This window comes from Amycolatopsis speibonae, from assembly GCF_042647925.1.
GTDB lineage: Bacteria > Actinomycetota > Actinomycetes > Mycobacteriales > Pseudonocardiaceae > Amycolatopsis > Amycolatopsis speibonae.
The window spans coordinates 71,369-97,358 of sequence record NZ_JBHRWK010000037.1 but is presented as its reverse complement, the minus strand read 5'-3'; the positions used below and the strand labels follow the sequence as shown (position 1 = coordinate 97,358).

Genomic DNA, 25,990 nt, shown 5'->3' with positions numbered 1-25,990 from the left:
ATCGTCGTGCGCCGCGGCCGGGGTCAGAGTGATCGGGCGAGGCGGAAGCCGACGTCGTCGACACGGAAGGTCGGGTGACTCCGGCGACGCACCGAAGCCCGGCAGCTCCAGTGCTCGTCGAACCAGCCGCCGCCTCGCAGGACCCGGTACTCGCCGTACACCTCGGCGTCGTAGACGTCCCAGCACCATTCCCAGACGTTGCCCAGCATGTCGCGCAGTCCCCACGCGTTGGCCGCCTTCCCGCCGACTTCGTGCACGGACTCCGCCGAGTTCTCGCGGTACCAGGCGATCTCGTCGAGCGGCCCGTAGCGAGGGCCGGTCGTACCGGCGCGGCAGGCGTGCTCCCATTCCGCTTCGGACGGCAGGCGATAACCGTTCGCGGAGCGGTCCCAGGTCGACGACTCCAACCGGTACGCCGGGGACAGCCCTTCGTGTTCGGACAGGGTGTTGCAGTACCGGAGCGCGTCCTGCCAGGAGACGTCGACGAGGGGAAGCCGGCCGGACTCATGGGTGACCGGAACCGGGGCGAGCAGGAAGGACGCGACGCCGACGGTCCAGCTTCGCTGCGTCCGCCGGTCCGAAAGCGTTGCCTCGCCCGCCGGCACGGTGATCATCTCCATGGTCCGGCCGATGTTACCCAGGCCGCGGCACCTTCCTCCGCCGGAGGAGCGGAAGCGCAACGAGGGCGATCGCCGCGCTGATCCAGACGGCGTGGCGATAGTCGCCCGTCGCCTCCGTGACGGAACCGGCGAGCACCGGCCCCAGGAACGCGCCCGTGTTGAGCGCGACCGTCGCGAACGAACCGCCGAGCGTGGGGGCACCGGGAGCCACGTGCATGACCCGCGCCACGAACGCCGAACCGCAGCCGAAGGACAGTCCACCTTGGACGGTCGTCACGACGAACAGGGCGACCGGCTGCGCGCCGGTCGCAGCCAGCACCGCCCAGCCGACGGGCAGGGCGCACAACGCGAGGACCAGGCCGCGCTTGAGTTCACCGTCGCTCTTGCGGCCCGCCACGGTGACCCCGATGAACGCGCCGACCCCGAAGGCCGCCAGCAAGCCGGAAACCGCTCCGGCGGGCAGGTCGGCGACGTCCGTCGCGATGACGGCGAGGAACGCGAACGTCGCGAAGGTCGCGCCGTTGACCAAGGCCGCGAGAATCATCGCGTGCCGTACCGGAGACGCTTTCAGTTCGCGTGCTTCGCGCCTGATGGAGATCTCGTGCGAGTCTGCCGCGTCGGCGGGCGCCGACCGGAACACCAGCACCAGTGCGGGAAGGCACAGCACGGCGACCGCCCAGAACGCGGAACGCCAGCCCGCGAGATCGCCCAGCACCGCTCCGGCGGGCACTCCCGCGACACACGACAGCGTGATGCCCGCCAACAGCACCGCGGTCGCGCGCGCCTGTTTTCCCTGTGGCGCCAAGGCGACCGCGACGGGCATGGCGACCGCGAGGAACCCGGCGTTGACGATCGCCGCGATGATCCGGGTGCCGAAGAGCAGCGGAAAGCTCGTCGACACGGCGCCGATGACATGCACCACGACGAAGGCGGTCAGAAACCCGGCCAAGGCCCGGCGGCGGGGCCAGCGCGCGCTGAGTACGGCCATGGCGGGAGCACCGACGATCATTCCGACCGCGTACGCCGACGTCAGCGCGGCGGCCGCGCCCACCGGGACGGACAGCTCACCGGCGATCCCCGGCACGAGACCGGAAGCCATGAATTCGGAGGTGCCTTGCGCGAAGACGGCAAGGCCGAGGACATAGACGAACAGGGGCAACGGACGACTCCCAACAAGAAGACGAGCAGGAGGAGCCGTGCGCTGGACAGGAGGAAACCCGGCCGGGCGCACGGAACAGCGCTCGGTCATCGGAAAGCGGGGTCATCGGGTAGTGAGAGGGCCGATACCTAACGGCCGGACACGACGATTCGCCGCCGGATGACCGGCGGCGGGACTCTGTCCGACTCGGGGCTCGTCACGAGAACGCACAGTACACACGGCGGCCCGCGAGCCTCGACCCGATTGCCGGTCACCGGGGAAAACAGTGCTCGTTCCGCGTACCGGAACGCTTTCGTTGCCCCCTCGAATGAACCCGAGTAATGCACTCTGACCTGCGATTTCCGTGATTGTTTCGGTACTGGGAACCGATCTGTTATTCGGTTAACCTCGACCTCATGATTCCCACAGTTGTCTGGGGTACAGGCAACATCGGCCGTGCCTCCATCCGGGCCGTCGACGCGCATCCGGCTTTGGAACTCACCGGTGTGCTCGTGCACGATCCCGCGAAGGTCGGTCGCGACGCGGCCGCGCTCGCGGGAGTCGACGGTGAACTGGGTGTGGCGGCGACCGATGACGTCGAAGCGGTTCTGGCGGCGGGTCCGCGGGCGGTGGTGTACGCGGCGTCCGGCGACATCCGGCCTGCCGAAGCGCTGGCCGACATCGTCCGCGCGATCCGGGCGGGGGCGGTGGTGGTGACACCCGCGCTCTACGCGTTGTACGACCAGCGAAACGCGCCCGAGGAACTGCGGGAGCCGGTACTCGCGGCGATCGCCGAGGGTGGTGGATCACTGTTCGTCTCCGGCGTCGATCCTGGCTGGGGCAACGACATCCTGCCGTTGCTGATCAGCGGGCTCGGCACCACCGTGGACGCGGTCCGCTGTCAGGAGATCTTCGACTACTCCACCTACGACCAGCCGGACTCCGTCCGGTACCTGGTCGGTATGGGACAGCCGATGGACTACCAGCCGCCGATGCTGGCCCCGTCGATCCCCACGATGGTGTGGGGCGGGCAAGTGCGCCTCATCGCCCGTGGCCTCGGGGTCGACCTGGACGAGATCCGCGAGACGCTCGATCGCCGCCCGCTCGAAGAAACCGTGACCACACGGGCGATGGGCGAGTTCGAAGCGGGCACGCAGGGCGCGGTCCGGTTCGAGGTGCAGGGGATCGTGGACGGCGAACCCCGGATCGTCATCGAGCACGTCACCCGCATCCACGCGTCGTGCGCGCCGGACTGGCCGACGCCGCCCAGCGGCGACGGCGCGCACCGGGTGATCATCGAAGGCCGTCCCAGGATCGAGGTCTCGGTCGAGGCCACCGACGAGGGTGAGAACCGGTCCGCCGGCGGCAACGCGACCGCGGTCGGCAGGCTGGTCGGCGCCATCGATTGGCTCGTGGACGCCAAACCCGGCCTCTACGACGCCCTCGACGTCCCCTTGCGACCGGCCACCGGCAAGCTCGGAAGGAGCGCGCGATGAACATCGACATTCCCGAGGGCAAGGACCCGATCGGCTACGTGTGGGGCGAGATGGTGCCCGGCATCGGCGTCGCGGCGTCGAAGCTCTCGCTCGCGGTCTACTCGCACACCACCCTGGGGCTCCGCGAGTTCGAGGCGGCGCGACTGCGGATCGCGCAGATCAACGGCTGCGTCTTCTGCTTGGACTGGCGGACCGACCGCGACGGCGTGAAGGTCGAAGAGGAGTTCGCCGACGCGGTGACCGAGTGGCGCACCACCGAGGCCTTCGACGAGCGGACCAGGCTGGCCGCCGAGTACGCCGAACGCTACGCGCTCGACCATCACGGTATCGACGACGAATTCTGGAAGCGGATGGGCGAGCACTACAGCCAGCAGGAAATCGTGGAATTGAGTATGAGTATCGGTTCCTGGCTCGCCTTCGGGCGGCTGAACCACGTTTTGGGGATCGACACGGTCTGCGTTCTGCCGAAGTTCTGAGAGACCGGCTCGTGAGTGGTGAGGACGGTTATTGAGGAGCAGGGCGATGTCGCGGAAGTGGCTTTCGCGACATCAGACGTGGCGGTGAGGTGTCGGCCGGGGTGGTCGTGAGTGGAAGGTGTCGTTCTAACGCGACTTACCACTCACGAGCTAGAGGAAGACCCGGGCGATTTCCAGCCACCTTTGAGCGTCTTCGCCGACCGCGGTGAGGTCGGTTTCCGCGAGGGGCCTGCGGTGCGTGACCCGGAGGCAGAAGTCCAGCGCGCCGCCCTTGATCCGTTGCGTGGCGGTTCCCGGTCCCCACGCCCAGGTTTCCCCGCCGGGGCCGGTGAGTTCGACACGAAACGCTTCTGTCGGCGGAGGCAATTGCGCGGCGTGGAACGACAGTCCGCGTCCCGCCACGCCCAAAGCGGCCACGTGCTTGAGCCCGCCCGTCGGAGGGCGCGTGACACCGAGCGTAGAGAAGACGTCTTGCCCGTGTGCCCACGTTTCCATCAATCGAAGGGGCACCATGAGCGTCGCCGTCAGCTGAGAGCCGAACCACGGAAACCCTTGGCCCAGTGGGATATCGCGGAGCGCGGCGGCCACCTCGGCCCGACCGGTGCGCCACTGCTCCAGCAGCAGCGACCGCGGCCGGGCCGCTCCCTCGGCCGCTTCGAGATCGGCGTGCCCGCTGCCTCCGGCTTCGACCTGCTTCAGCACGGTGTCGAAAGAGTCCGGGGTCCGGACGGCGATGAGGACGTTCGCGTCGGCCGCGGAGAGGTGAGCGATCTGATGGGCGATCGTCCACCCTGCCGCCGGAGTGGGGCGGGACCAGTCGGCCTCCGCCGAGACCAGTGCGTCGAGCTCGTCTCCTTCAGCCACCAGGTCGAGCAGAGCGACATCACGCTCCACATCGGACAGATCGAGACCGTAGTCCGGCATCCACCATCACCTTCGCGCGCGTTGACGGCACCAGATTCGTCCGGTGGGGACGGACATGATCGACCTGGTGCCGCCAAGCTACCCGAACCGGAGCACTGGGCGCCGCGAGCGGACTCACAAGTCGGTGGCGACGATCTTCTCGATGTTCCTTTCCGCCAGCGCGGTGATGGTGACGAACGGGTTCACCGAGGTATTACCCGGAATCAACGCGCCGTCGATCACGTAAAGCCCCGGATAACCGTTGAGCCTGCCGTAATTGTCGGTCGCCTTGCCGAGCACCGCGCCGCCGAGCGGGTGGTAGGTGAGGTGGTCGCCCCAGATCTTGTACACGCCGAAGAGGTCGGTCCGGTAGATCGTCCCTTCCTTGGAATTGATCTTGTCGAAGATCGTTTTCGCCATGTCGATCGACGGCTGTTTCCACGCGGTCTGCCAATCGAGGTCGACCTTGTTCGCACCCGCGTTCCACGAGAACGTCCCCCGGTTGGGGTTCTTGGTGATCGACAGGTAGAACGAGGCGTAGGTCTCGATGCCGGTCGGCAACGGCGCGACCTCGGCGAACGCGCCGCCCGCCGCCCAGTTGTCGATACCGGCGGTGGGGATGGACGACTGCAGGGCCCCGGTGGCGTCCCACATGTGGTTGGCCCGGCCGCACATGACGTTCCCGTTGTCGCCCCAGCCCTTCCCGACCTCGTTGCCGAGGTTGGGCAAGGCGCCGGTGGCCTTGAGCTTGACCAGCAGCTTGCTCGTGCCGACGCTGCCCGCGGCGAAGAACACCTTGTCGGCGGTGACGGATTTCGTCCCGGTCACCGTGCCGGCGGTGTCGAGCTGCTCCATCACCACGGTGTACCCGCCGCCGGAAGCCGGCGTGACGGTGGTGACGCGGTGCAGCGCCGAGATCGTCACCCGGCCGGTCGCCTTGATCCGCGGGAGATAGGTCTGCTGCAACGATTTCTTGCCCGCGTTGTTGCCGTACAGGATCTCCCCGGCGAGCGCTGACCTCGGGACGGTGCCCGCCTGCTCCTTCTTCATGTAGTCCCAGTCGTACACGTCCGGGACGAACATGAACGGGAAGCCCGACCGCTGCGCGTGCTTCCGGCCGACCCGCGCGTACTGGTAGCACTCGGCTGTCTCGAACCAGTTCTGGTCGATGGTGGCGACACCGAGGCCCGCGTTGGCGCGCGGGTAGTAGACGCCGTACATCTCGTCGGCGTTGACCGTGGGCAGGACGGCGCCGAAGTTCTCGCGTTTGGGCGTGACGGCCATCCCGCCGTTGACCAGTGAGCCGCCGCCGAGGCCGCGGCCCTGGTAGACGGTGATGCCGCTGAACTCCTCGGCGTCGAGGGTCCCGGTGTGGCGCGGGACGTCCTTGTCCAGCGGGAAGCCGAGGAAGTTGCTCAAGGGCTGTTTGGTCCTCGTCCGCAGCCAGAAGGACCGGTAGTCGGGAGTGGTGGTGTTGGCGAAGATCTTGCCGTCCGTGCCCGGGGTGTCCCACGCCTTGCCGAGTTCGACGAGGTGGACGTCGACGCCCGCCTCGGCGAGCCGGAGCGCGGCGACGCAGCCGCCGTATCCGGAACCGATGACGAGCGCCGGGATTCGCGCGGCATCGGCGATCGAACTTTTCGCGGAGGCGGTCCCGCCCAGGGCCGCTGCCCCTAAGATAGAACCAGTTCCAGTAATGAAAAGGCGGCGGGATAACTGTCCGGAAGCGCTTCTCCACATGGTTTCGTCGCTCACGTGATCTTCCTCACCGTTGAGGGATTTAGAACAAGTTATACCTGCGGCTATGCCGGGTGGCAATAAACGTGAGAGTTCTTTCCGGGGGCTCGGACCAGGCAGTCGGGCATCGCGGCGGCGGATGGGCCACTATGTACTGCTGTGGAGTCCACTCGAGTCGATCGCTGGCTGTGGGCCGTCCGGCTCACCAAGACGCGCCCGGATGCCGCAGCGGCCTGCCGCGGCGGCCATGTCCGCGTGAACGGCAAACCCGCCAAACCCGCGACCACGGTCGTGGCGGGCGACGAGGTGCGGGCCCGGGTCCACGACACCACGCGGATCCTTGAAGTGACGCGGGTGATCCAGAAACGGGTCGGTGCCGCCGACGCCGCGACCTGTTTCATCGACCGGACGCCCGCGCCGCCGCCGGAGTCCGCCGTGCCGGTCGCGCGGCGGGAGCGGGGGGCGGGGCGGCCGACGAAACGGGAACGTCGGGTGCTTGACCGTTTCCGGTCCGGCGAAAGCTGAGCCGTTCACATACGTGGGCGGTATTCACATCCGTTGACGAGCGACATAGACGTGAACTATAAAGACTGAGTCCGGGTGTACACGCCGCAACACCTTCCGTCAGTCCGTCACGGAGGTTTCGGGTGTCCCGAAAAAGTCCTCTTCGTCGTGCCGTCCTACCGGCGCTCGCCGCCGTGGTCGCCACCACCGCGCTCCTGCGGATACCGCCCGAGGTGGCGGCCGCGGCGCCGGGACCGGGTGCGCTGACCGGTCTCGACGTGGGCGCGGCCAATCGCCGCGCGCCGGTCGCGGGGCTCTACGACTGGTCCAAGGCCGGATACCGGGGCGGCGCCGCGCTGCCCGGCTCCGGTGAAGTGAATCCGAACGCCACCTGCCAGGTCACCGCGGCCGAACTGGCGAGCCAGTACAACGTCAAGCCCGACGACGGCGCCGACGACACGAACGGGATCCAGGCGGCGATCGACGGCATCAAGAGCGCCTGCTCGCCATCCGGGAGCTACACCAAACTGAGCACGATCACCTTCCCGGCCGGCCGGTTCGACGTCACGCACGAGATCCACGTCGACGCCGACTACCTGATCCTGCGCGGCGCGGGCAAGGACGCCACCAAGTTCGTCTACAAGCCCGACGCGAACACCCTCTACGACGCCCTCACCCCGGACGGTTCCGACTGGGACGAGGACGGGATGACCTCGGGCGCGGGCAAGGGTGGCTGGTTGTGGCCGGGGCGCGGCCTCTTCCGTGTCCAGTCCAGGGGAGTGCACTCGGCCTACGCGAGCGACTACGCCTCGGCGCCCGCCAACCGCAAGGACATCTTCGAGGGCACGGTCAACGTCCATTGGAAGGCCGGGGTGAAGCTGCGGGGCAAGCCGGGCGACACCGCTTTCGCCGCCAAGATGGGGGACAAGGTCGTCCACCTGGCGAGCAGCGGCGCGCTGACCTCGCTCGCCGCCGGGAACCTGGTCAACATCCGCGCGGCCAACTCGCAGAAGTTCTACGAGCAGCAGCAGGCGACGCCGACGACGTTCCCGTTGCTGAACATGCACATGCGCCAGCAGATCTTCACGATCGCCGCGCTCGACACGGCCGCGCGCACTATCACCCTCGACAAACCGCTCGAGTACGACGTCCCGGTGAACTCCACGTCGGACGGTTCGGCCCCGATCGACGGCGCCCCCTACGACTCGAAGGCGGCACCGCTGGTCGACCCGGTGCTCGGCGTCGGATTCGAGAACCTCGGCTTCACGCAGGACATGCCGGGCCTGAACCCGGCGGAGGCGAACAACAACTACGGCAACATGGCGCCCGCCGCGGAAATGCACGGGATCGTGTTCAAGTGGGCGGCGAACTCGTGGGTGCGCGGCATCCGCGCCGACATGACCGGGTCGCATCCGATCGTCACCGAGGAAGCCAAGAACCTCCAGATCGTCGACAACGAGCTCAACGGCTCATGGAACAAGGGCAAGGGCGGCAACGGCTACTTCCGCGGTTCCCGGGTCTGGGACTCGCTCTACGCCGGCAACACCTCGACCCTGTTGCGGCACTTCACCTTCCAGTGGTCCGCCGCGGGCAACGTGGTGATCGGCAATTCGTTCGACTCCGACCTGAACCTGCACGGCGGCTGGGAACGCAACAACCTCTTCGAGCTCAACACGGTCAAGGTTCCCTACGCGCACCGCTCCGGGAATTGCCGCGCCAACTGTGGTGAGGAGGGCGGCGGCGGTCCCGACGACTCGAACTGGTTCCCGATCTGGTGGGGCGCGGGGAAGAAGGCCGTCAAATGGTCGGGCGCGTCCGGTTACCGGAACGTGTTCTTCAACAACGCCATGACCAAACAGCTCGCGGACAACGGGCCGTATAACGACTTCTACGCCGATCGGCATCGCGTCTACGCCTTCGGGTGGGACGGCACCGCGTACAAGCACCTCGACGCCGGCGGGACACCGATCGCCGACTGGGCGAAGAACGAGCAGCGGGACTACACCGGCGGGCACGGGATCGACGCGTCCAAGACCGACGCCGCGTCTTCGCTGTTCCTGAAATCCGCCGATGGGACTCCACCGTCCTCGTCGACGGGCCAGACCACGCCCACGTCTGCCTCGACACCACCGACCACCACGACCTCTTCGAATCCCGGCGCGTGCCTGACGGCGGCGTTCGCCCGTAAGTCGGTGTGGGACAGCGGCTACGGCGGCGGTTTCACCATCACCAACACCTGCTCGGCCGCGGTGGGTTCATGGGCGGTCGAGTTCGACCTGCCCGCCGGGACGACGGTCAGCAGTTCCTGGAGTTCGGTAGTGACCAAAACCGGCCGGCACTACCGGTTCGGGAACGCGACCCACAACGGCAGCGTCAAACCCGGCGGCTCGGCGACGTTCGGCTTCAACGCCGCCGGTCCGGGACTCCCGGTCGCGTGCACGATCGCCGGAACGAAATGCGGAGGCACGGAATGACGAGGAAACGACTGCTCGCCGCGATCGCGGCCACGGCGTCGGCGGCGGGCCTGCTGGGCGCCGTCGTCACCGCCGAGGCCGCCGCGCCCAGCCTGTCCGCCGCGTTCGTCCAGAGCTCGACCTGGGACAGCGGGTACGGCGGGAAGTACACGCTGACCAACGCGGGCGACGCGAACAGCGCACAGTGGACGATCGAGTTCGACCTCCCCGCCGGGACCGCGATCACCACGTCGTGGAGTTCGGTGCTCACCAGGAGCGGGCAGCACTACAAGGTCACCAACGCCGGCTTCAACGGCACGATCAAACCCGGCGGCTCGGCGACCTTCGGCTTCAACACGTCCGGGCTGGGTGTACCGACAGGGTGCACGGTCGACGGCAACCCCTGCGGGGGAGGAGCGCCGACCACCACGACGGCACCGACCAGCACCACGACCACGAGCGCGCCGCCGACGACCACCACGAGCGGCGTTCCCTCGGGAGACGTCGTCGACGTCGGCACAGCGGCGCAACTGCGGGCCGCACTGGCGGCCGCGAGCCCCGGCCAGACGATTCGCCTGGCCGCCGGCACCTACCGGGGTCCTTTCGTGGCCACGAAACCCGGGACGGCCGGCGCGCCGATCACGGTGACCGGACCGTCGACGGCGGTCCTGATCAACGACGGCCCCTCGGGTGAGGCCCCGTCCTGCCCGGCGCCGACGGCGGGCTGGGACTCCGGATACGGGCTCTGGCTCTACGGCGCGCCGTACTGGCATCTCCAGGGCTTCACCGTGCAGGAGTCCAAGAAGGGCATCGTCGTCGACAACTCGCACCACACCGTGATCGAAGGCGTGCGGGTCCATCAGATCGACGAGGAAGGTGTCCACTTCCGCCGTTCATCGGCCGACAGCGTCCTCCGTGACTCGACGATCAGCCACACCGGACTCGTGCAGGCGGGCTACGGCGAGGGCGTCTACCTCGGCTCCGCGAACTCGAACTGGGCGTGTCACGGCAACTCCGGCGGTGTCGACCGCGGTGACCGGATCCAGGTACTGAACAACCACATCGGACCGTACGTCGCCGCGGAAGGCATCGACGTCAAGGAAGGCACCGAGGGCGGCGTCATCCGGGGCAACACCTTCGACGGCCAAGGGGTCTCCGGGGAGAACTCGGCCGATTCCTGGATCGACGTCAAGGGATTCGGATACGTCATCGAGGGCAACACCGGTACCTTCGCCGCGCCGGGGGCTTTCGTGAACGGCTACGAGACGCATAACCCCGGGACGACCCCGTCGTTCCCGAACGGCTGCGGGAACGTCTGGCGGGACAACAAGTCCGACCTCGGTGGGGTCGGCCAGTACGCCATCAAGATCACTTCGGTGTCGAAGTGTTCGGAACGGCCGAACGTGGTCTACGCGTCCAACACCGTGTCCAGGGCGGTGAACGGGTTGACGAACATCCCTGTCACGCCTTGACGGACGCCGGTGGCGGGGGCGGCGCGGCTCCCGCCACCGGCGAGTCAGTCCCGGACAGCGGTGATCGCGACGGTGGCGTAGGGAGTGGTGAACCGGCCGCCCAGCCCGTCGATCGCCGCGCCGACCTCGGCGAGGATCGCTTGGCGCACAGCGGGTTCGACCCAGGTGAGTGAGCCGAACGTCGGGAGCTGGTCCAGCCATTCGTCGCGGGTGTAGACCCGCTCCCAGTCGTGGCGGCTTCGTGCAGGCTCGCCGAATCCGCCTGCTTCGCGCAGTCCGTCGGCGACCTTCGTGATGAGGGGACCGTACGGATCGGCAGGCTGTTTCGGCACGTTCTTGAGGTCGATCGGGGCATCCGGCACGAGCCGCCGGTACGCGTCCGTCAACGCGCCGACGACCTCTTCCGGCGGTTCGGGCACGTGCCAGAAAGCGGCGAAGAGCCCGCCGGGCCGCAGTACTTCGGCGGCCTTGGCGGCGCCTGCCACCGGGTCGACCCAGTGCCAGGCCTGACCGGAGACGAGCAGGTCGAACCGGCGGCCGGCGGGATCCCAGGCCTCGAACTTCGCGACCTCGACGTCGATCCCGCTCCGGCGGGCGAACTCGGCCATCCGCGCGTCCGGTTCGACGCCCAGTACGGGACAGCCCGCAGCCTGGAGTTGGCGCGCTTCGATCCCGGTGCCGATGCCGACATCGAGGGTGTCGCGGCCGGGGGCGGCCGCGACGAGGTGGTCGATGAGTTCCGGGGGATAGGCGGGCCGGGTCCGGTCGTAGCGTTCGACGTCCACGCCGAACGATTCCGCGGCCTGGCGATACCGGTGAGGCTCTTGCCCCGAAGGTAGAGTGGGCATGCGCCCACCATAAGTGGGCACGTGCCCACTCGTCAACGCAAGGGAGCCGTATGCCGACCGGGGTAGCCCTGCGCGCCGTCCGCGCGCAGTTGTTCGACGCCGCTGAACGGGTCCTCCTTCGGGACGGGCCGAGCGGGCTCACCAGCCGTGCCGTGACCACGGAGGCGGACTGCGCGAAAGGCGTGCTGCACCGGCATTTCGACGACTTCGACGGATTCCTCGCCGAGTTCGTCCTGGACCGGATCGACAAGCTGGACGAGAAGGGCCTTCGCGACGCCGTGGGTGCCGGGACCGTCGTGGACAACCTCACGTCGGCGCTCACGGCGGTGTTCGAGTCGGTCGCGGTCGCGATCGTCCCGCTCGTGATCTTCCGCGACGAGCTCCGCGCGCGGTTGCGCCGTGAGTGGCCGGCCGGGGTCCCGGTGCTGACGCAGGCCGCCGTGATGATCGGCGACTATCTCAAGGCGGAACGCGACCAGGGCAGGATCGCCGAGGACGCCGACGTCGAGACGCTCGCGGCCACGCTCATCGGCGCCGCGCATCTGCTCTTCGCCGACCGCACCGCACCCGCGCCCGAGACGGCGCAGGTGCGGAAGGTGGTGGAAACGGTTATCGGGACATGAAAAAGGCGGCGAGTCCTCAATGGACTCGCCGCCTTCTCAGTGCCTGCAGAGAATTAGGCCTGCGCGGCGGTGACGGTGTGCCGCAGAAGCAGCGAGGTGGTGACCGGGCCGACGCCGCCGGGGACCGGCGTGATCGAGCCCGCGATGCTCTCGACAGCGGCCTGGTCGACGTCGCCGACGAGCCCGCCTTCAGGTGTCGGGTTGGTGCCGACGTCGATCACCACGGCGCCGGGCTTGACGTGGTCCACGCCGACGAAGTGCGCGCGGCCGACAGCCACGACCAGGACGTCCGCGGTCTTGGTGACCGCCGCGAGGTCCTTGGTGCGGGAGTGGCAGACGGTCACCGTGGCGTTCTCGCCGAGCAGCAGCAGCGCGGCGGGCTTGCCGACGACGGTCGAGCGGCCCACGACGGCGACCTGCGCGCCGGACAAGGCGACCTGCTCGCGTTTCAGGATCTCCAGCACCGCGGCGGCGGTGGCGGGCGCGTAGGTCGAGAGGCCCGCGGCGAGACGGCCGAGGCTGACCGGGTTGGCGCCGTCGACGTCCTTGCGCGGGTCGATGTGCGCGCCGACGTCGTCGAGCGTGACGCCTTCGGGCAGCGGGGTCTGGCAGATGATGCCGTGGACCGCCGGGTCCGCGGACAGCTTGTCGAGCTCGCGAGTGACGTCCTCGCCGGTCGGCTTCTCGAGCTGGACCACGCGGCAGTCGACGCCGACCTTCTTCGCGGCACGCTCGATCGAGCGCACGTACCAGGCGGTGGCGTCGTCGTCGGTCGGCACGAGCACGGCCAGCGTCGGAGCGGTGCCCGATTCACGCAGCTTGGCGGCGGTCTCGGTGACCTCGGCGGTGATGGCGGCGGCGATCGCGCGCCCGTCGATCAAGGTCATCGGGCGAGCCTTTCGCGAACCTGGGCGATGAGGGCGTCGGCGCGCCCGGCGGCGGGGGTGTACTCGGTGAGACGGGCCTCGGTCTCCTTGCGGAGCTGCTCGTCGGACATCGACGCGAGGTTGACCTCGACGTTGACCACGCCCGACTCGAGCGCCGACTTGGCGGAGGAGGCGGCGACGGCGATGTCGGAGATGACGTTGGTGTTGGCGCCTTCGAGGATCGAGGCGGCGACGTCGATGACCTCGGCGGCGAGGGCGGCGGTGCGCAGCGGGACCTCGGCGGCGCCGACCAGCGCGGCCTGGATCGCGGCCGTGCGGGCCTGCTTCTCCTCGTCGGTGGCCTTCGGGAGCTTGTACGCGGCGACCACCGCGTCGAACGCGGCGGCGTCGTCGGCGGCGAGGCCGAGCGCGCGGCCGCGGAGGTCCTCGGCCTTGGCCAGGGCCTCGGTCATGGTGGCCTCGTGCTCGGCGTACTTCGGCTTGCCGATGGTCAGGTTGCACACCATGGAGACCAGGGCGGCACCGACCGCGGCGTTCATCGCGGCACCCGCGCCACCACCGGGCGTCGAGGCCTTCGAAGCCAGCTCGTCGAGCCACTGACCGACCGGTCGATCCTCCACGCGATTGTTCCCTTCCCGCTGGTTTTGCCGTCGCGCCGAAGCCTACCCGGGGGATCCCGGGCAGCCTGAAGGCCACCTTCGCGGCGATCAACGCCGGTGAAGGTGGCCTTCGGGCAGCGAGGGTCAGCCTCGCTGGTATTCCTCCCAAGTCACCTTCGGCGAGACGGCGGGGCCGTCGTCGGAGCCGCGGCCGGCGAGGCCGTTGTAGCCGAGGTAGTAGTCACCGGCCTGGTGCTGCGCGCCGGACGACAGGTCCGGATCGGACAGCGCGATGGCGTGGATGTGGTAGGCGAAGCCCTGCGCCGGAGTCCGGACCCAAGCCGCGAAGCCCACCTGGCGGAGCTTCTTCGCGACGTCGGTCCGCGTGGCCGAGGACATGCCCTCGACGCCGATGTCGAGCGCGCCGCCACCGTCGTGCGTACCGGCCGAAGCGCCGACGCCGCCGGGGTTGTACGAGCCCTGCGTGATGGTGAGCTGCCTGCCGAGCACCCCTTCGGCCTTCACCAGCATCGCCTTGGTCCGGGTGTTCATCGTCTTGCCGTGATAGGTGAGACGGCTACCCGCCGCGACCGTCGCGGTGACGGTGTACCGGCCGTCGCCCAGCTTCTCGAGCGATGTCTTGCCAGGCAGGCCGGAGGCGTCGATCCCGGTGTAGCCCAGCGACTTCTGGTAGCTCGAATACGCGGTGATCGTCGACGTCCCGAAATGGCCGTCGACGTACTGCTGGTCGAGCAATCCCTTGGCGGCCAGCGCCTGTTCCACCAGGAGCACGCTGTCCTTCGCGCCCGGGGTCAAGGCGCTGTCGGCCCGGCGCGGGTCGATCTGCGCGGCCTTGAGTACCGCTTCCATGCTGGCCGCGGGCAACGCGGCCGCGGTCACTTCGGCACTGGCCGGTGCGGCCACGCCGAAGGAGAGCGCGGTCGCTGTCGCGACCACGGCAACCTTGGTCAACAATTCCTGCCTCCTGAACGAACTCCGTTTGTCCGGCCAGCATGAGCAGGGCGAATACAAGGGCCATACAAACGAACTTCTCTCGCGTCCGCGTTGTCGCCCGGTCGGGTGTCGCTGCGGCGAAACCGGCGGTGACCTGGTAGGACTTCTCGTGGACGCCGAAAGGTTGAGACCCGCATGGTGCTACGTACTTCGCCACTCTCGAGGGCTCATCTCAGACTGCTCGCGGAGGCGGACCCAGCCCCGCCGGCCCGGCGCCGGGAGCTGTACGCCGGGATCGCCGACCGCCGGCTGGCCGCGATACTCGCCGCCGAAGACGTGGCGGAGGAGCACGGGCTGAGCGCGCACGTCCGGACGACCTGCTACGTCCACCGCTGCTGGGTGCATCAGTGCGTCTCCGATCCGATGCACGTCCTGATCGTCACCGGGCACCGGTGGTGCCGTCGCTGCGACCGCACTGTCGACGTCGAGGTCGACGAGACCTTCCCGGGATCGGTCGAGCTCTCCTGCGACGGCTGCGGCGTCCCGCCCGACACGGCCGCGAACCGCGAGGTGCTCCTGGCCTGCCGGACCAGTCTGAGCGCCATGCACGGTGGGGAAGCTTCGACGCTGTACGTCGTCCCGGACTGCTGACAGCACCCGTTCGCGCCACCTGAAGCCGCCGAACGGCCGTGTCCGTGGCGTCCGGAAGGCGCAGTCAGTGGTTTGGACCATCACTGTTACCGAAGCGTGATCTGGACATATCTCGCGGACCGCTACTTTGTTGTGGCGCGCAACGAATTGCTTCGCCCGTGGATTTCCAACGCCGGAGGTGTCACGACGTGGATCGGATCTTTGTGCAGCCCAAACGGCGGATAGGGGTCCGGGGCGTGCTCGCCCTCGGCCTTTCCGCACTCCTGATCGCCGCCGGTCTCGGCGGCGCCACCGCCGCGGCCGCCGACTACAGCCAGAGCGCCGCGTCCTTGAACGCGACCCAGGCGCAGTTCTCCTTCACGCCGGCGACGACGGCGCGGTACGTCGACATCCACTACACCGGTGTCCCGGGCGCGGGCCAGCAGAACGTCCGCATGACCGACAGCGGGGGCACGTGGCGGCACACCGTCGGTTCACTCGCGGCGGGAACGGTGCTCGACTACTGGTTCACCTACGAGAAGAGCGGGCCGCAGTACGACACCCCGCACTTCGGCTACACCCATGGCGGGAGTGGAACGACCGTCGCCTCGCCGACGTTCGACCCGCCAGGCGGCAGTTACCCGAGCGCCCGCTCGGTGACGCTGTCTTCCGCGACCGCGGGCGCGACCATCCGGTACACAGTGGACGGTTCCACGCCGACAGCGTCGTCCACCGTGTACACCGGGCCGATCGCGGTCTCCGCGTCCTCGACGGTCTCCGCGATCGCGCTGAAGCCGGGCTCGGTGAATTCCGCCGTGGCGTCGGCGAGCTACACGATCGGCTCGACGCAGGCGACCTGCCCGGCCCAGGCCGAGGTCCCGGACTTCGGGCCCAACGTGCGGATCTTCGACCCTGGCATGTCGGCGTCGTCGATCCAGGCGAAGCTCGACGCGGACTTCAACGCGCAGAAGGACACCCTGACCGCGCAGTTCACCGAACGCCGGTACGCGCACCTGTTCAAGCCCGGTGTGTACAGCGGGATCCACGACGACGTCGGCTACTACACCTCTGTCGCGGGTCTCGGGCAGAACCCGGGTGACGTCGTCATCAACGGTGACATCACCGTCGACGCGTTCAACGAGTCGGACAAGGGTGTGGCGCTGCAGAACTTCTGGCGCTCGACGGAGAACCTGGCCGTCGTGCCGAGCAGCGGCGCGACCCGCTGGGCCGTCGCGCAGGCCGCGCCGTTCCGCCGGATGGACATCCGCGGCGGACTGAACCTCTTCCCGGCCAGCTACGGCTTCGCCAGCGGCGGGTACACCGCCGACAGCAAGGTCTCGGGCAAGACCGCGTCGATCTCGCAGCAGCAGTGGTACACCCGCGACAGCAGCTACGGCAGCTGGGAGGGCGGCGTCTGGAACATGGTGTTCTCCGGGACGAACGGCGCTCCGGCGAACACGTTCCCGAACCCGCCGGAGACGACGCTCGGCACCACGCCGGTCTCCCGCGACGTCCCGTACCTCTACCTGGACGGCTCCGGCAAGTACCGCGTGTTCCAGCCTTCGTTGCGCACCAACGCTTCCGGGCCGAGCTGGGCCAACGGCGGCACCCAGGGCAGCTCGCTGCCGATGAGCCAGTTCTACGTCGTCAAGGCGGGGGACACGGCGTCGTCGATCAACAACGCCCTTTCCCAGGGCTGCAACCTGTTCTTCACCCCCGGCGTCCACCACCTCAACCAGACGCTGAACGTGACCAAGGCCAACACGGTCGTCCTCGGCGTCGGATACCCGACTTTGGTGCCGGACAACGGTGTCGACGCGATGAAGGTCGCCGACGTGGACGGAGTCCGGCTCAAGGGGCTGCTGTTCGACGCCGGCACCACCAACTCGCAGTCGCTGCTCACGGTCGGCCCGGCGGGCTCGACGGCGAACCACTCGGCCAACCCGACGACGCTGCAGGACGTGTTCTTCCGGATCGGCGGCCAGATCGCGGGGAAGGCGACGAACAGCCTGATCGTCAACAGCCGGGACACGATCATCGACCACATCTGGGCCTGGCGGGCCGACCACGGCAACGCGGGCACCTACGGCTGGACGGTCAACACCGGCGACACGGGCGTGGTCGTCAACGGCGACAACGTGCTGGCGACCGGACTGTTCGTCGAGCATTACCAGAAGTACCAGGTGATCTGGAACGGTCAGAACGGCAAGACGATCTTCTTCCAGAACGAGATCCCCTACGATGTCCCGAATCAGGCGGGCTGGAAGAGTCCCAACGGGCTCAACGGATACGCCGCCTACAAGGTGGGGGACAACGTGACCACGCACGAGGCGTGGGGCCTGGGCAGCTACTGCTTCTTCAACGACAACCCGGCGGTGAACCTCTATCACGCGTTCGAGGTACCGAACCGCTCCGGCGTCCGGTTCCACAACCTGGTGACGGTTTCGCTGAACTACAAGGGGACCATCACCCATGTGATCAACGACGCGGGGGCGGTGACTCCACCGGGGACGACGCCGAGCAACCTGGTGAGCTACCCGTAACGCCCGGGGGCTGAAGGGCGCTTTCCCCGCATGTCACGCGGGGAAAGCGCCCTTCAGCTATTTGCGTATAACGACTTATACCGCCGGGCGACAGGCGCCTGTTTCGCTGCGCGGTTACGCTCGGGTCCATGATCAGCAACGATGCCGCCGCGGTCGTCGGTGACCTGCGTGAACTCTTCCGCTCCGGCGTCACGAAACCGGTGGCCTGGCGGCGGAAACAGCTCCAGGGCTTGCGCGCGCTCTTGTCCGAGCAGTCGGACGTCTTCGTCAAGGCGCTCTATGCGGACCTGCGCAAGAACGCCGTCGAGGCCAAGCGCGCGGAGATCGCGCTCGTGCGCAACGAGATCGACCACACGCTGGAGAACCTCGACTCCTGGCTGACCCCGGAGCCCGCCGGCATCCCGCAACCCCTGCGGCCGGGCGACGGTCGTGTCGTACGCGAACCACTCGGGGTCGCGTTGATCATCGGGCCGTGGAACTACCCGCTGCAGCTGGTGCTCGCGCCGCTGGTCGGGGCCCTGGCGGCGGGCAACTGCGCGGTCGTGAAGCCGAGCGAGCTGTCCCCGAACACCTCGGCCGCGATCGCCGAACACCTGCCGCGGTATGTCGAAGGCGTCCGCGTCGTCGAGGGGGCGATCCCGGAGACGACGGCGCTGCTGGAGCAGAAGTTCGACACGATCTTCTACACCGGGAACGGGACGGTCGGCCGGATCGTCATGACCGCGGCGGCGAAGCATCTCACGCCGGTCACGCTCGAACTGGGCGGGAAGAGCCCGGCGATCGTCGAGCCGGGCGCGGATCTCGCCGTGACAGCGCAGCGGCTCGCCTACGGCAAGTTCGCCAACGCGGGCCAGACCTGCGTCGCGCCGGACTACGTCCTCGCGATCGGCGACACCGGCCCGAAGCTGGCGGAGCACCTGGCCGAGACCGTCGAAGGGATGTTCGGCGCGGACCCGGCCACCAGCGACTCCTACGGCCGGATCATCTCGACCCGGCACTACGACCGGCTCGCCGCCCTGCTGGACAACGGGACCGCGGTCGTCGGCGGCAAGGGTGACCGCGACGAGAAGTACATCGCCCCCACCGTCCTCACTGGCGTCTCCCCGGACGCCCCGGTGATGAAGGACGAGATCTTCGGCCCGATCCTGCCGATCATCGAGGTCCCCGACGTCGACGCCGCGCTGGCGTTCGTCAACGAACGCGACAAGCCGCTGGCGTTGTACGCCTTCACCGAATCGGACGAAACGAAGCGCAGGATCGAGACGGAGACGTCGTCCGGCGGGCTGGTCTTCGGGGCGGCGATCATCCACCTCGCGGCGCCGGAGCTCCCGTTCGGCGGGGTGGGGGAGAGCGGAATGGGCCGCTACCACGGGCGCTATTCGATCGACAACTTCAGCCACGTGAAGGCGGTGCTGGACAAACCCCTCGCCTAGCTCGCAGGCGGTGGAAACGCGAGAAGGTGCCGCTTCGGTACAGGCGGTCGTGAGTGGCGATTCAGGTTAGAGCTAACCCTGTTTAAGTTACCTACTCGTGACCTGCGGATATGGTTCTCCTGCCCTCTGGCCCAGGGTGAACAAGGGGCAGGAGAACCAGTCTTACTGACCCGGCTCGGTGCTGCGAGGCGTACCACGGCGGTGGGCCTCGGCGGTGAGGTGACAGCTAGTGGTGATGGCCATGACGAGCGCTTTATCTGCTCCGATAGCGAGCTCGGCGCCATCCTTGTCGGTGAGATTGAACTGATAGTTGCCTGGCTTGTCAGAACTGAGGGTCACAGTGGTGAAGCCATACGGTGCGGCGGACTCGGTGATGATCGTTTTTGCTTTCGCCCACTGCTCCGGCGTGAGCGCTATCGCTGAGACCCAGCTGGCTGGGTGTACTTCCTGCCCGTCATAGGGATGGATATTCGGGAAGCTTCGCGCGCAGCCGCCTACGCTGTCGCCCCGGCCGCTGTCCTTCCATGGAGGTGTTGGGAGTTCACTGGTGAGAGCGTCGCGGATTTTGCCGCGCATCTCGTTGTGCCGGGTGAGTGCTTGATCGATGTCGGGGCGTTGCAGGAGTGTCGCGAACTGCTGTTGTTGGGTGGGCATGGTGTCCTTGCCGGGGCCGGATGCGTCGGGGTCGGTGCATGCTGCTGCGGAAAGTGCGATCAGGCCGACTGTGCAGACGGCCGTGATCAGGGTGCGTGGTCGGTGGGTCACGTGTTTGAGCCTTAACCTCGGGCGGGGATTGCCAGTTCGGCGTGTCCGGATACGACGGCGGCGATGTTGTACTTGCTGGTGCTGTCGGTGCCGTCGGGCATGGTTTTGGTGTATTCGCTGTGTCCAGTTGATCCGGCGAGTGGTCGGCCGTCTGGTGTGACGGCCGCACCGGTCTGCAGCTGGTTCATTCCCGCCATGTCGCTGGGGTCGGTTCCGTAGCGGCCGCTGCTGAGTGAGCCGATGTCGGCGACGGCGTCGCCGTCGGCTTCGAGGTTGTAGGCGTGGCCTTCGGGCAGTTGCATCCGACGGATCTCGGCCTCGCCGAGCGGTTGGCCTGCCGGGGTGTCGGAGATGCCGGGTGAGCCGAAGAACACGGCGTCGTCCACACCGGTGTGGCTGTTGAGGGCGATTCCGGTAGTCAGTGAGCCGTAGGAGTGCCCGAGCGCGGTCAGGTGCGGGTCTACGGGGCGAGAGGCATTGATGCCCTGGTCGAACCTGGCGAGCTTGTCCGCACCGTCACGGGCGGCGCTGCCGTCGATGATGTCGGGAATATCGGCCGGGTTGCTCGTGGTCGGCGGTTCATATCCGAGCCACGTCACCGTGGCCACCTGACTGTTGTCGCCCTTGCTATCCAAGATGTCTTCTGCGGCATCGCGCACCTTACGCATGTCTTCGACGTAGCCGTCCAGGTTGGTGCCGACCGACGAGTTCATACCGGGCGTGAAGACTGCGACGTGTTCGGCGGTGTCGACATTGCCGTTGGCTACGGCGGCTTTGAGGCGGTCGCCGGTCAGGTCGAGCGACAGAAGCTGCCGATCGGGATTTGGCTTGCCGTCGGGTCCCTTCACCAGGCCGTCCACCTTGCCGAGGGCGGCCAACCGTTCGTCCAACTTCTCAAGCTTCTCCAGATACTTGTGAACGCTGGGCACATCCCTGTTGAGGTCGGGAGGTGCTGTCTTCATCAGTTGAGTGCGCTCGTCTTGGAGTGTCTGGCGCTCGTGTTCGAGCAAGGCGATATTTGCGCTGCTGCGTGCCCACGCCGCCACCCCGTCACGATTACCGACCATCTCGGGGTGGTCCTTGATCAGACGTAGTCGCTGGTTCTGTGACAGAGCCGCCCACCATGCGGCGTTCGCCGATGGGCTCGCGTCGACCGGTGGGGGCGCGAGAATGGACAGTGACCCCATGGCGGCGCCGGAGTTTCCGGCGGCGGCGAGCGAGGTGTTTTCGTTGTCGTTCCCCGTGGCGTCGATGGTGTGCCCAGCGAGAATGCGGTCGAGTACCGCACAGAAATCGTCATCGATATCGACGGCTTGACGGAGAACCTGTTCGACCCGATCGCGAAGCTCGGCGGCAATCGTCCGCCGTTCGGCGGCGACCGCTTCTTTCTGCTCCTCGGGGGTGTCCGGCGGCGGACCATTGTCATTGACCGCGCCGTCGTCGCCGACGGTGAAATGGTGTGTGCGGGCGAGTCCTTCGACTTCGGTCACGGCGTTCCGCACGCCGGTGATCGCGTCGCCGACGTCGCCGGAACTGCGGCGCAACGAGGCGACCTCGGCGGCGTATTCCTCCAGACCGTCGATTATCTGATTGACCTCGGCGGCGGCCGCACTGGCGGCATCGCCATGCCAGCCGTAAGGCGTGTTGATGTCGCGCAGGTCGTCGGAGCAAGCGACGACTTTGTTGTAGGCATTGTTGATCGCGGCGACCGCGTCGCGCAGCGGCGCGGGATCCCAGCGGGTGACCTCGTCCCAGGTGACCATCAGACCGCCTTCACCCCGCCGGTGGGCTGCGGCGCCGTGCTGAGGTCGCTGGCGGCGGCCGCGTCCTGGGTGCTGTAGCGGTCGGCAGCCGTGGCCATGGACGCGCCGTGCGTGTCGAGCCTGGTCTCGAATGACCGTTCACGGTCTTGCAGAGCCTGTTTCACCTCGGCCAGCTTGCCGACCGCGCGGGCACCCGGGATGCCCGCGTCACCGCCGGGCACGGTCGCCGAACAGGTCGCGCCCCGCAACCCGTCGGCGACCCTCCCAGCGGCCTTCCCCGACTGTCTGATCCCGTCGATGACCACCTGATATCCCGACATACGCCCTCCCTCGTAGTCTGCCGGTCACTCACAGACAACCTACGGGATCAGCAACCGGCCGTTCAACGGCGGCGGGTCACCGGCGGAACGTGATTTCCGCAGGTCGGGGGCGACTACCCAGGCGACATGAGTAGATCTACTCAGACTCGCCAGGTGCGCGGGAGCGCTCGGGGGCGCTGTGCGGCAGCTCTGGCCGCATCCGGCCCGCGAGGTCTTCCAACCTGGCGGCCAGGGCAGCCGTGGCCCCTGACGGAACAGTGCCGCTGTCGATCGCTGCCCGCAGCGTCGCAGCGGCCTCCGTGAGCGACCCTGCAGCCTCGGCCAGCCGCACACGCGCGGCGGCCACCGACGCAGCGTCCCGTCGCCCGTCTGTCATGAAACACCACTCTCGTCAGAAACGACATCGTCAGAACCCTGAAAATCTTCATGAATTATGGTTTGTGATTCATTGATGCCATCGTCGGCGACGACTAGAACCCGAAGCGTATAGCCAAGGACGCGTGCATACATTTGAAGCTCGCCGATATTACCGGCATACGCGGGATTGTTCTCCCATCGCCAGACGGTTGACGGGTGCACATCCAATGCGATTCCCACATAGTTCAATGACCACTTCCGGGACTTCCTAATCCTGGACAGCTGATGCTGAACCCGGACAGTCTCGTGCATTGCTTCCTTGTCTTCATTCGTATCAGCCAACATTGTGGGCACCACACGTTTTCATGCTCGGGTTCCATTCTAGTTCGTTCGCAGGTTTGCGAGTAAGAAATTTCTGCGTGACTCAATTTTGTGTTCGCGGTGCGGCGCGGCTGCATTTCCGGGCAAGACGGCGCCATCCGGCCGGTGCACGATGCCGCGTCGGCCGCCGCCAATGTCGAACAGTGCGCGCAGCTGACCAAGCCCTCACGAACGCGCGGCAGTCCTCGCAGGGACGGCCGTTCGGCACGAGCATCGGCGCCGCCAGCACCACATGACCGCACAAGGCCACATACTGGCCATGGGAATCTTCCTTGCGAGCGCGGAAGAATTCCTCGTCCGTGACCGCATGGTCCTGCCCGTCGTACTGGCTGCGATGCCAGCAGATGTACAGCCCACCATGCCGCCCCGGCCGCGCTCCGTGGATCACGGTCGCCACCCCGCATCCCACGCCCGTAGCATTCGTGCTGCTTCGGCCCAGTCGGCGGCGGTCATCTCCGCGATCGTCGTGCCGTGGTGGCGGTTTTCGAGGTCGATTTCACCAGTACGGCGATGGCCCCGATTATCAAATCCGAGATCTGTCAGGCCGCTAGGGCAAGACTTTTCGCTGCCGTGATGGGCATCCGACTTCCTGTCATCCTTGTTCTCTCCGTCGATGGCCGGAGGGTTTCCACCTTCATGCGCAGTCACATGATCAGTTTCGAGCCGGTCAAGATCCGAAACTTGCCACGGTGGCAAACACTCGAATGGGCTACACGTTTGAGTTAGACGCGCAGGCCTGACCGGTACGCCATGCCGCGAAGTTCGCGGCCGACAGCGGCCTGTTTGGTGCCCTTGGCAACCAGTTCGGCAAGGATCGAGCGCATGAACGGGTGCCGGTGAATACGGGCAGGCGAGATCTTCTCCGCCCGGCGGAGCATCAGCACGGCTTCGTCACGGCGTTTAGGGAATCTGGCGAGGGCGCGCCCGTACTCCCGATAGTAGGCCGACCGCCGCGTTGGCGTGGGTAGCGCATCCGGGTTGACCATCTCAGCGATCTTTACGGCGTCCGCGTGTTCTCCGGCTTCCAGCGCCACCGACATGCGCCACACGCCTACGTTCGATGGTCCGAAGCCGAACCACAATGCGTTGTTGCCCTCACCGACGTGAACCGCCAGATCGGCCGCATGGTCAAGCGCAGCTATGCGCTGCGTGTTGTCCTTCCGCGCAGCGGACACGAGAGAGGACGTCAGGCTAAGCATCCCGGACACCTGCATGTCCGCTGACGTCGTGGTACCGGGCGTGGCATCGGCAAGCGTGCGGGCAGCCATGTCGAAGCCTCCGGCACCGATCAGTCCGAACGCTGTCCCGAAGGCCGACACCGCCCCATACAGTGGTTCATCGAGCCGTTCGGCCGCGCGTTGCGCAAGGCTGACGGCTTGCCAAGCGAGGTCCATGCTCGCGCCGATGTCACCAAGCCACGCTTGGGTGCCTTGCACGTGTGTTGTCACCAGCAGCCGGAGAATTTCCCGCTCGTCGCGCCGGGCATCCAAGGTGGCATGGAGGTCCCTGATCAGTTGCGGCAGCAGGGCCCCGACCAGGGCGTAGTCACACTCTCTTTGTTTGGCGAGAAGGTCGGAAGCTCGGACCATCAAGGCTTCCAGAGGCATAACTTCCCCACGCGGGTCGCCCATGCTGACGGCGAGAAGCGCGAGTCGTACTTGGTTTAGGGAGTGGTCTTCCTCCAGCTCGCCCATGGTGATGGTGGCGGCCCCGGTGATCTCACTCGGCGCCACTTCGAGAGCGTTGGCGAGGGCGACAACAAGCGATCGGCGGTCAAGCGCCCGATCGCCGGATTCGAGCCGGGACAGGTACGACGGCGAAATACCAGCCAACCCGGAGATGACCGCTAGCGACTTGCCTTGAGCTTTACGAATCTCTCGTAGCCTGTTGCCGATCGGCGAGGACATTACGCATCCCTCATTCGCGGAGTCGCACGCGGAGAACTACCAGACCAGCGTACCCCCGCTTCGTTGTCAGCCCGCACTGTCACCGTCATCATCGTGCCTCCATCAACCCATGCCGGAAGACGCGAACATGCACCAAGCATTGGTGCTTTCGGGTGACCTTGGCGAGCTCGGTGTCGAAAAAGGGCCCGAAAACCGGCTTCTTGCTGCGAAAGGAGGGGACGGCGGCCGCGCTCACGGAACGTGAAACAAGTTATTCGAGAACCCGTGCCGCAAAGACTCTGCTTTCTCGGTATTGCCCAGTGAACAAGGTGTCCGGCGGATGGTGCGGCGCTTGGTCGGCGTCGTAACTGTGCCGCCTCACTCGCTGAAACGGGGCGACTGACCCGCTGGCGACGCCGCTTGAGGCGCCCGGCTGGCGGGAGCCCAACCCGGGTGACCGTGCCGCGCTTGGTGTCCAAAAAAGGCCCGAAATCCGGCCTCTTGGTTCGAAAGGGCGCGGTAAGGCATCCCGCGTCGCCAAAACGTGTCAGGCGGGTGGTTCGGCGCAGTTTCGGCGCTGTAACTCCGCTGCCCCACCCGCTGGGGCGGGGAACGGCTGATCCGCTGGTGAGGGCTTGTAGGGCGCCCAGATGGCGAGGAGCCCGACCCCGCCCCCCATTCGGGTAAAAGTTGAGAAGTTTGCCAATGCAATGTCCAAAAACAGTGTTTTTTTCGGAGTTAGGGGGTGCAAGGAGGTGATCACCGATTGGTCGTGTGAGGGGTAGAGGCAACTGGATAGCTATTCGGTCTTGCTCGTGTCCGTCGCGTGTTCGAAAGAGGTTGTTTCTCATGTCTGACAGGAAAACTACGCAGTCGCCACAAGCCGCAGTGCCGCCCGGCAGCGGTTCACGTGGTCTCGGTGGTGGCGGTGCGGATGGGTTGGCGGTTGGTTCGGCGGATGCTTCGGCGTCGGCTCGGCGTTCTATGTCCGCCGCCCCAAGCGCCGGGGACGCTGGTCGCGTGTCCCCTGGTACGGCTTGGATTCGGCGGCCCGGTGAGGGAGGCCGAGTGAAGGGGTATGAGTCATCATCCACCCGGAAAAAGGCGGGGTCCGCGGGGTCGCCGGCTGCGGCCGCGGGACGGTCGCCGGCTAGGTCGGACCGGCCTGGTGAACCCAACCCTGGGATCTGGTTCCGCCTGGT

The 25,990-nt window shown here is 67.2% G+C and carries 23 protein-coding genes; 9 read left to right on the top strand and 14 right to left on the bottom strand.

Translation table 11 applies throughout. The features are described 5' to 3' along the window. Window positions 1–23: 23 nt before the first annotated feature. Complete coding sequence (locus tag ACFOSH_RS24040) at window positions 24–620, bottom strand: formylglycine-generating enzyme family protein (protein ID WP_378241297.1); 597 nt, start codon at window positions 618–620, stop codon at window positions 24–26. Between the two features lie 13 nt (window positions 621–633). Beyond that, entirely contained in the window at window positions 634–1,779 is a 1,146-nt protein-coding gene (locus ACFOSH_RS24035; protein ID WP_378241296.1) for a Cmx/CmrA family chloramphenicol efflux MFS transporter, read from the bottom strand. A 395-nt stretch (window positions 1,780–2,174) separates the two neighbouring features. Here ACFOSH_RS24035 and ACFOSH_RS24030 point away from each other — a divergent pair, with 395 nt between their 5' ends. Next, window positions 2,175–3,254 carry an NAD(P)H-dependent amine dehydrogenase family protein gene (locus ACFOSH_RS24030; protein WP_378241295.1) on the top strand — a complete coding sequence of 360 codons (1,080 nt, stop codon included), beginning with the start codon at window positions 2,175–2,177 and terminating at the stop codon, window positions 3,252–3,254. After that, window positions 3,251–3,730, top strand: a complete 480-nt coding sequence (locus ACFOSH_RS24025) for a carboxymuconolactone decarboxylase family protein (RefSeq protein ID WP_378241294.1) — start codon at window positions 3,251–3,253, stop codon at window positions 3,728–3,730. The genes ACFOSH_RS24030 and ACFOSH_RS24025 overlap by 4 nt, the downstream gene beginning before the upstream one ends. Window positions 3,731–3,880: 150 nt before the next feature. On the opposite strand, the gene ACFOSH_RS24020 is transcribed toward ACFOSH_RS24025, so the two are convergent. Together ACFOSH_RS24020 and ACFOSH_RS24015 are read right to left on the bottom strand one after the other, a co-directional pair. Beyond that, window positions 3,881–4,654 carry a TIGR03084 family metal-binding protein gene (locus tag ACFOSH_RS24020; RefSeq protein WP_378241293.1) on the bottom strand — a complete coding sequence of 258 codons (774 nt, stop codon included), beginning with the start codon at window positions 4,652–4,654 and terminating at the stop codon, window positions 3,881–3,883. Between the two features lie 114 nt (window positions 4,655–4,768). Beyond that, complete coding sequence (locus ACFOSH_RS24015; protein WP_449224193.1) at window positions 4,769–6,388, bottom strand: GMC oxidoreductase; 1,620 nt, start codon at window positions 6,386–6,388, stop codon at window positions 4,769–4,771. 141 nt (window positions 6,389–6,529) lie between these two features. Here ACFOSH_RS24015 and ACFOSH_RS24010 point away from each other — a divergent pair, with 141 nt between their 5' ends. The 3 genes from ACFOSH_RS24010 (at window position 6,530) to ACFOSH_RS24000 (ending at window position 10,799) form a co-directional block, all read left to right on the top strand. Beyond that, entirely contained in the window at window positions 6,530–6,895 is a 366-nt protein-coding gene (locus tag ACFOSH_RS24010) for an RNA-binding S4 domain-containing protein (RefSeq protein WP_378241292.1), read from the top strand. A 122-nt stretch (window positions 6,896–7,017) separates the two neighbouring features. Further along, complete coding sequence (locus ACFOSH_RS24005) at window positions 7,018–9,348, top strand: cellulose binding domain-containing protein (protein WP_378241291.1); 2,331 nt, start codon at window positions 7,018–7,020, stop codon at window positions 9,346–9,348. Then, window positions 9,345–10,799 (top strand): cellulose binding domain-containing protein, encoded by a 1,455-nt coding sequence (locus ACFOSH_RS24000; protein ID WP_378241290.1) that lies wholly within the window; start codon window positions 9,345–9,347, stop codon window positions 10,797–10,799. The genes ACFOSH_RS24005 and ACFOSH_RS24000 overlap by 4 nt, the downstream gene beginning before the upstream one ends. 44 nt (window positions 10,800–10,843) lie before the next feature. On the opposite strand, the gene ACFOSH_RS23995 is transcribed toward ACFOSH_RS24000, so the two are convergent. Continuing rightward, on the bottom strand, window positions 10,844–11,584 hold the full coding sequence (locus ACFOSH_RS23995) for a class I SAM-dependent methyltransferase (RefSeq protein WP_378241334.1): 741 nt from the start codon (window positions 11,582–11,584) through the stop codon (window positions 10,844–10,846). 113 nt (window positions 11,585–11,697) lie between these two features. On the opposite strand from ACFOSH_RS23995, the gene ACFOSH_RS23990 reads away from it, so the two are divergent. After that, window positions 11,698–12,270, top strand: coding sequence for a TetR/AcrR family transcriptional regulator (locus ACFOSH_RS23990; protein ID WP_378241289.1), 573 nt, complete (start codon window positions 11,698–11,700; stop codon window positions 12,268–12,270). A gap of 53 nt (window positions 12,271–12,323) precedes the next feature. On the opposite strand, the gene ACFOSH_RS23985 is transcribed toward ACFOSH_RS23990, so the two are convergent. The 3 genes from ACFOSH_RS23985 to ACFOSH_RS23975 all read right to left on the bottom strand — a co-directional run bounded on the left by ACFOSH_RS23985 (window position 12,324) and on the right by ACFOSH_RS23975 (window position 14,731). Continuing rightward, entirely contained in the window at window positions 12,324–13,157 is an 834-nt protein-coding gene (locus tag ACFOSH_RS23985; protein WP_378241288.1) for a bifunctional 5,10-methylenetetrahydrofolate dehydrogenase/5,10-methenyltetrahydrofolate cyclohydrolase, read from the bottom strand. Next, window positions 13,154–13,777 carry a cyclodeaminase/cyclohydrolase family protein gene (locus ACFOSH_RS23980; RefSeq protein ID WP_378241287.1) on the bottom strand — a complete coding sequence of 208 codons (624 nt, stop codon included), beginning with the start codon at window positions 13,775–13,777 and terminating at the stop codon, window positions 13,154–13,156. Before ACFOSH_RS23980 ends, ACFOSH_RS23985 begins: the two co-directional genes overlap by 4 nt. A gap of 123 nt (window positions 13,778–13,900) precedes the next feature. Further along, entirely contained in the window at window positions 13,901–14,731 is an 831-nt protein-coding gene (locus ACFOSH_RS23975; RefSeq protein ID WP_378241286.1) for a peptidoglycan-binding protein, read from the bottom strand. 174 nt (window positions 14,732–14,905) lie between these two features. Between ACFOSH_RS23975 and ACFOSH_RS23970 the strand changes: the two genes are divergently transcribed. From ACFOSH_RS23970 to ACFOSH_RS23960, 3 genes are all read left to right on the top strand, one after another. Continuing rightward, a complete protein-coding gene (locus ACFOSH_RS23970) occupies window positions 14,906–15,361 on the top strand; it encodes a hypothetical protein (protein ID WP_378241285.1) in 456 nt (151 codons plus the stop codon). Between the two features lie 188 nt (window positions 15,362–15,549). Further along, window positions 15,550–17,883 (top strand): chitobiase/beta-hexosaminidase C-terminal domain-containing protein, encoded by a 2,334-nt coding sequence (locus ACFOSH_RS23965; RefSeq protein WP_378241284.1) that lies wholly within the window; start codon window positions 15,550–15,552, stop codon window positions 17,881–17,883. A gap of 128 nt (window positions 17,884–18,011) precedes the next feature. Next, complete coding sequence (locus ACFOSH_RS23960; RefSeq protein ID WP_378241283.1) at window positions 18,012–19,316, top strand: aldehyde dehydrogenase family protein; 1,305 nt, start codon at window positions 18,012–18,014, stop codon at window positions 19,314–19,316. 162 nt (window positions 19,317–19,478) lie between these two features. On the opposite strand, the gene ACFOSH_RS23955 is transcribed toward ACFOSH_RS23960, so the two are convergent. The 6 genes from ACFOSH_RS23955 to ACFOSH_RS23930 form a co-directional block, all read right to left on the bottom strand. Then, the gene (locus ACFOSH_RS23955; RefSeq protein WP_378241282.1) at window positions 19,479–20,081 is read right to left on the bottom strand and encodes an LppA family lipoprotein; all 603 of its coding nucleotides are present in this window, start codon (window positions 20,079–20,081) and stop codon (window positions 19,479–19,481) included. A gap of 11 nt (window positions 20,082–20,092) precedes the next feature. Then, the gene (locus tag ACFOSH_RS23950; RefSeq protein WP_378241281.1) at window positions 20,093–21,844 is read right to left on the bottom strand and encodes an alpha/beta hydrolase; all 1,752 of its coding nucleotides are present in this window, start codon (window positions 21,842–21,844) and stop codon (window positions 20,093–20,095) included. Further along, window positions 21,844–22,164, bottom strand: a complete 321-nt coding sequence (locus ACFOSH_RS23945; RefSeq protein ID WP_378241280.1) for a DUF6317 family protein — start codon at window positions 22,162–22,164, stop codon at window positions 21,844–21,846. The genes ACFOSH_RS23950 and ACFOSH_RS23945 overlap by 1 nt, the downstream gene beginning before the upstream one ends. Window positions 22,165–22,536: 372 nt before the next feature. After that, window positions 22,537–22,866, bottom strand: coding sequence for a helix-turn-helix domain-containing protein (locus tag ACFOSH_RS23940; protein WP_378241279.1), 330 nt, complete (start codon window positions 22,864–22,866; stop codon window positions 22,537–22,539). A 420-nt stretch (window positions 22,867–23,286) separates the two neighbouring features. Then, window positions 23,287–23,550: a hypothetical protein gene (locus ACFOSH_RS23935; protein ID WP_378241278.1), complete on the bottom strand. Its 264-nt coding sequence runs from the start codon at window positions 23,548–23,550 to the stop codon at window positions 23,287–23,289. Between the two features lie 74 nt (window positions 23,551–23,624). Next, window positions 23,625–24,809, bottom strand: a complete 1,185-nt coding sequence (locus tag ACFOSH_RS23930) for a helix-turn-helix domain-containing protein (protein ID WP_378241277.1) — start codon at window positions 24,807–24,809, stop codon at window positions 23,625–23,627. Between the last annotated feature and the right edge of the window lie 1,181 nt (window positions 24,810–25,990).

Coding starts and splice junctions, on each gene's coding strand:
- ACFOSH_RS24020 (WP_378241293.1), bottom strand. CDS start 4,654: ATGCCGGACTACGGTCTCGATCTGTCCGATGTGGAGCGTGATGTCGCT.
- ACFOSH_RS23930 (WP_378241277.1), bottom strand. CDS start 24,809: ATGTCCTCGCCGATCGGCAACAGGCTACGAGAGATTCGTAAAGCTCAA.
- ACFOSH_RS23985 (WP_378241288.1), bottom strand. CDS start 13,157: ATGACCTTGATCGACGGGCGCGCGATCGCCGCCGCCATCACCGCCGAG.
- ACFOSH_RS24040 (WP_378241297.1), bottom strand. CDS start 620: ATGGAGATGATCACCGTGCCGGCGGGCGAGGCAACGCTTTCGGACCGG.
- ACFOSH_RS24030 (WP_378241295.1), top strand. CDS start 2,175: ATGATTCCCACAGTTGTCTGGGGTACAGGCAACATCGGCCGTGCCTCC.
- ACFOSH_RS23945 (WP_378241280.1), bottom strand. CDS start 22,164: ATGTCGGGATATCAGGTGGTCATCGACGGGATCAGACAGTCGGGGAAG.
- ACFOSH_RS23990 (WP_378241289.1), top strand. CDS start 11,698: ATGCCGACCGGGGTAGCCCTGCGCGCCGTCCGCGCGCAGTTGTTCGAC.
- ACFOSH_RS24025 (WP_378241294.1), top strand. CDS start 3,251: ATGAACATCGACATTCCCGAGGGCAAGGACCCGATCGGCTACGTGTGG.
- ACFOSH_RS23970 (WP_378241285.1), top strand. CDS start 14,906: ATGGTGCTACGTACTTCGCCACTCTCGAGGGCTCATCTCAGACTGCTC.
- ACFOSH_RS24000 (WP_378241290.1), top strand. CDS start 9,345: ATGACGAGGAAACGACTGCTCGCCGCGATCGCGGCCACGGCGTCGGCG.
- ACFOSH_RS23960 (WP_378241283.1), top strand. CDS start 18,012: ATGATCAGCAACGATGCCGCCGCGGTCGTCGGTGACCTGCGTGAACTC.
- ACFOSH_RS23940 (WP_378241279.1), bottom strand. CDS start 22,866: ATGTTGGCTGATACGAATGAAGACAAGGAAGCAATGCACGAGACTGTC.
- ACFOSH_RS23950 (WP_378241281.1), bottom strand. CDS start 21,844: ATGGTCACCTGGGACGAGGTCACCCGCTGGGATCCCGCGCCGCTGCGC.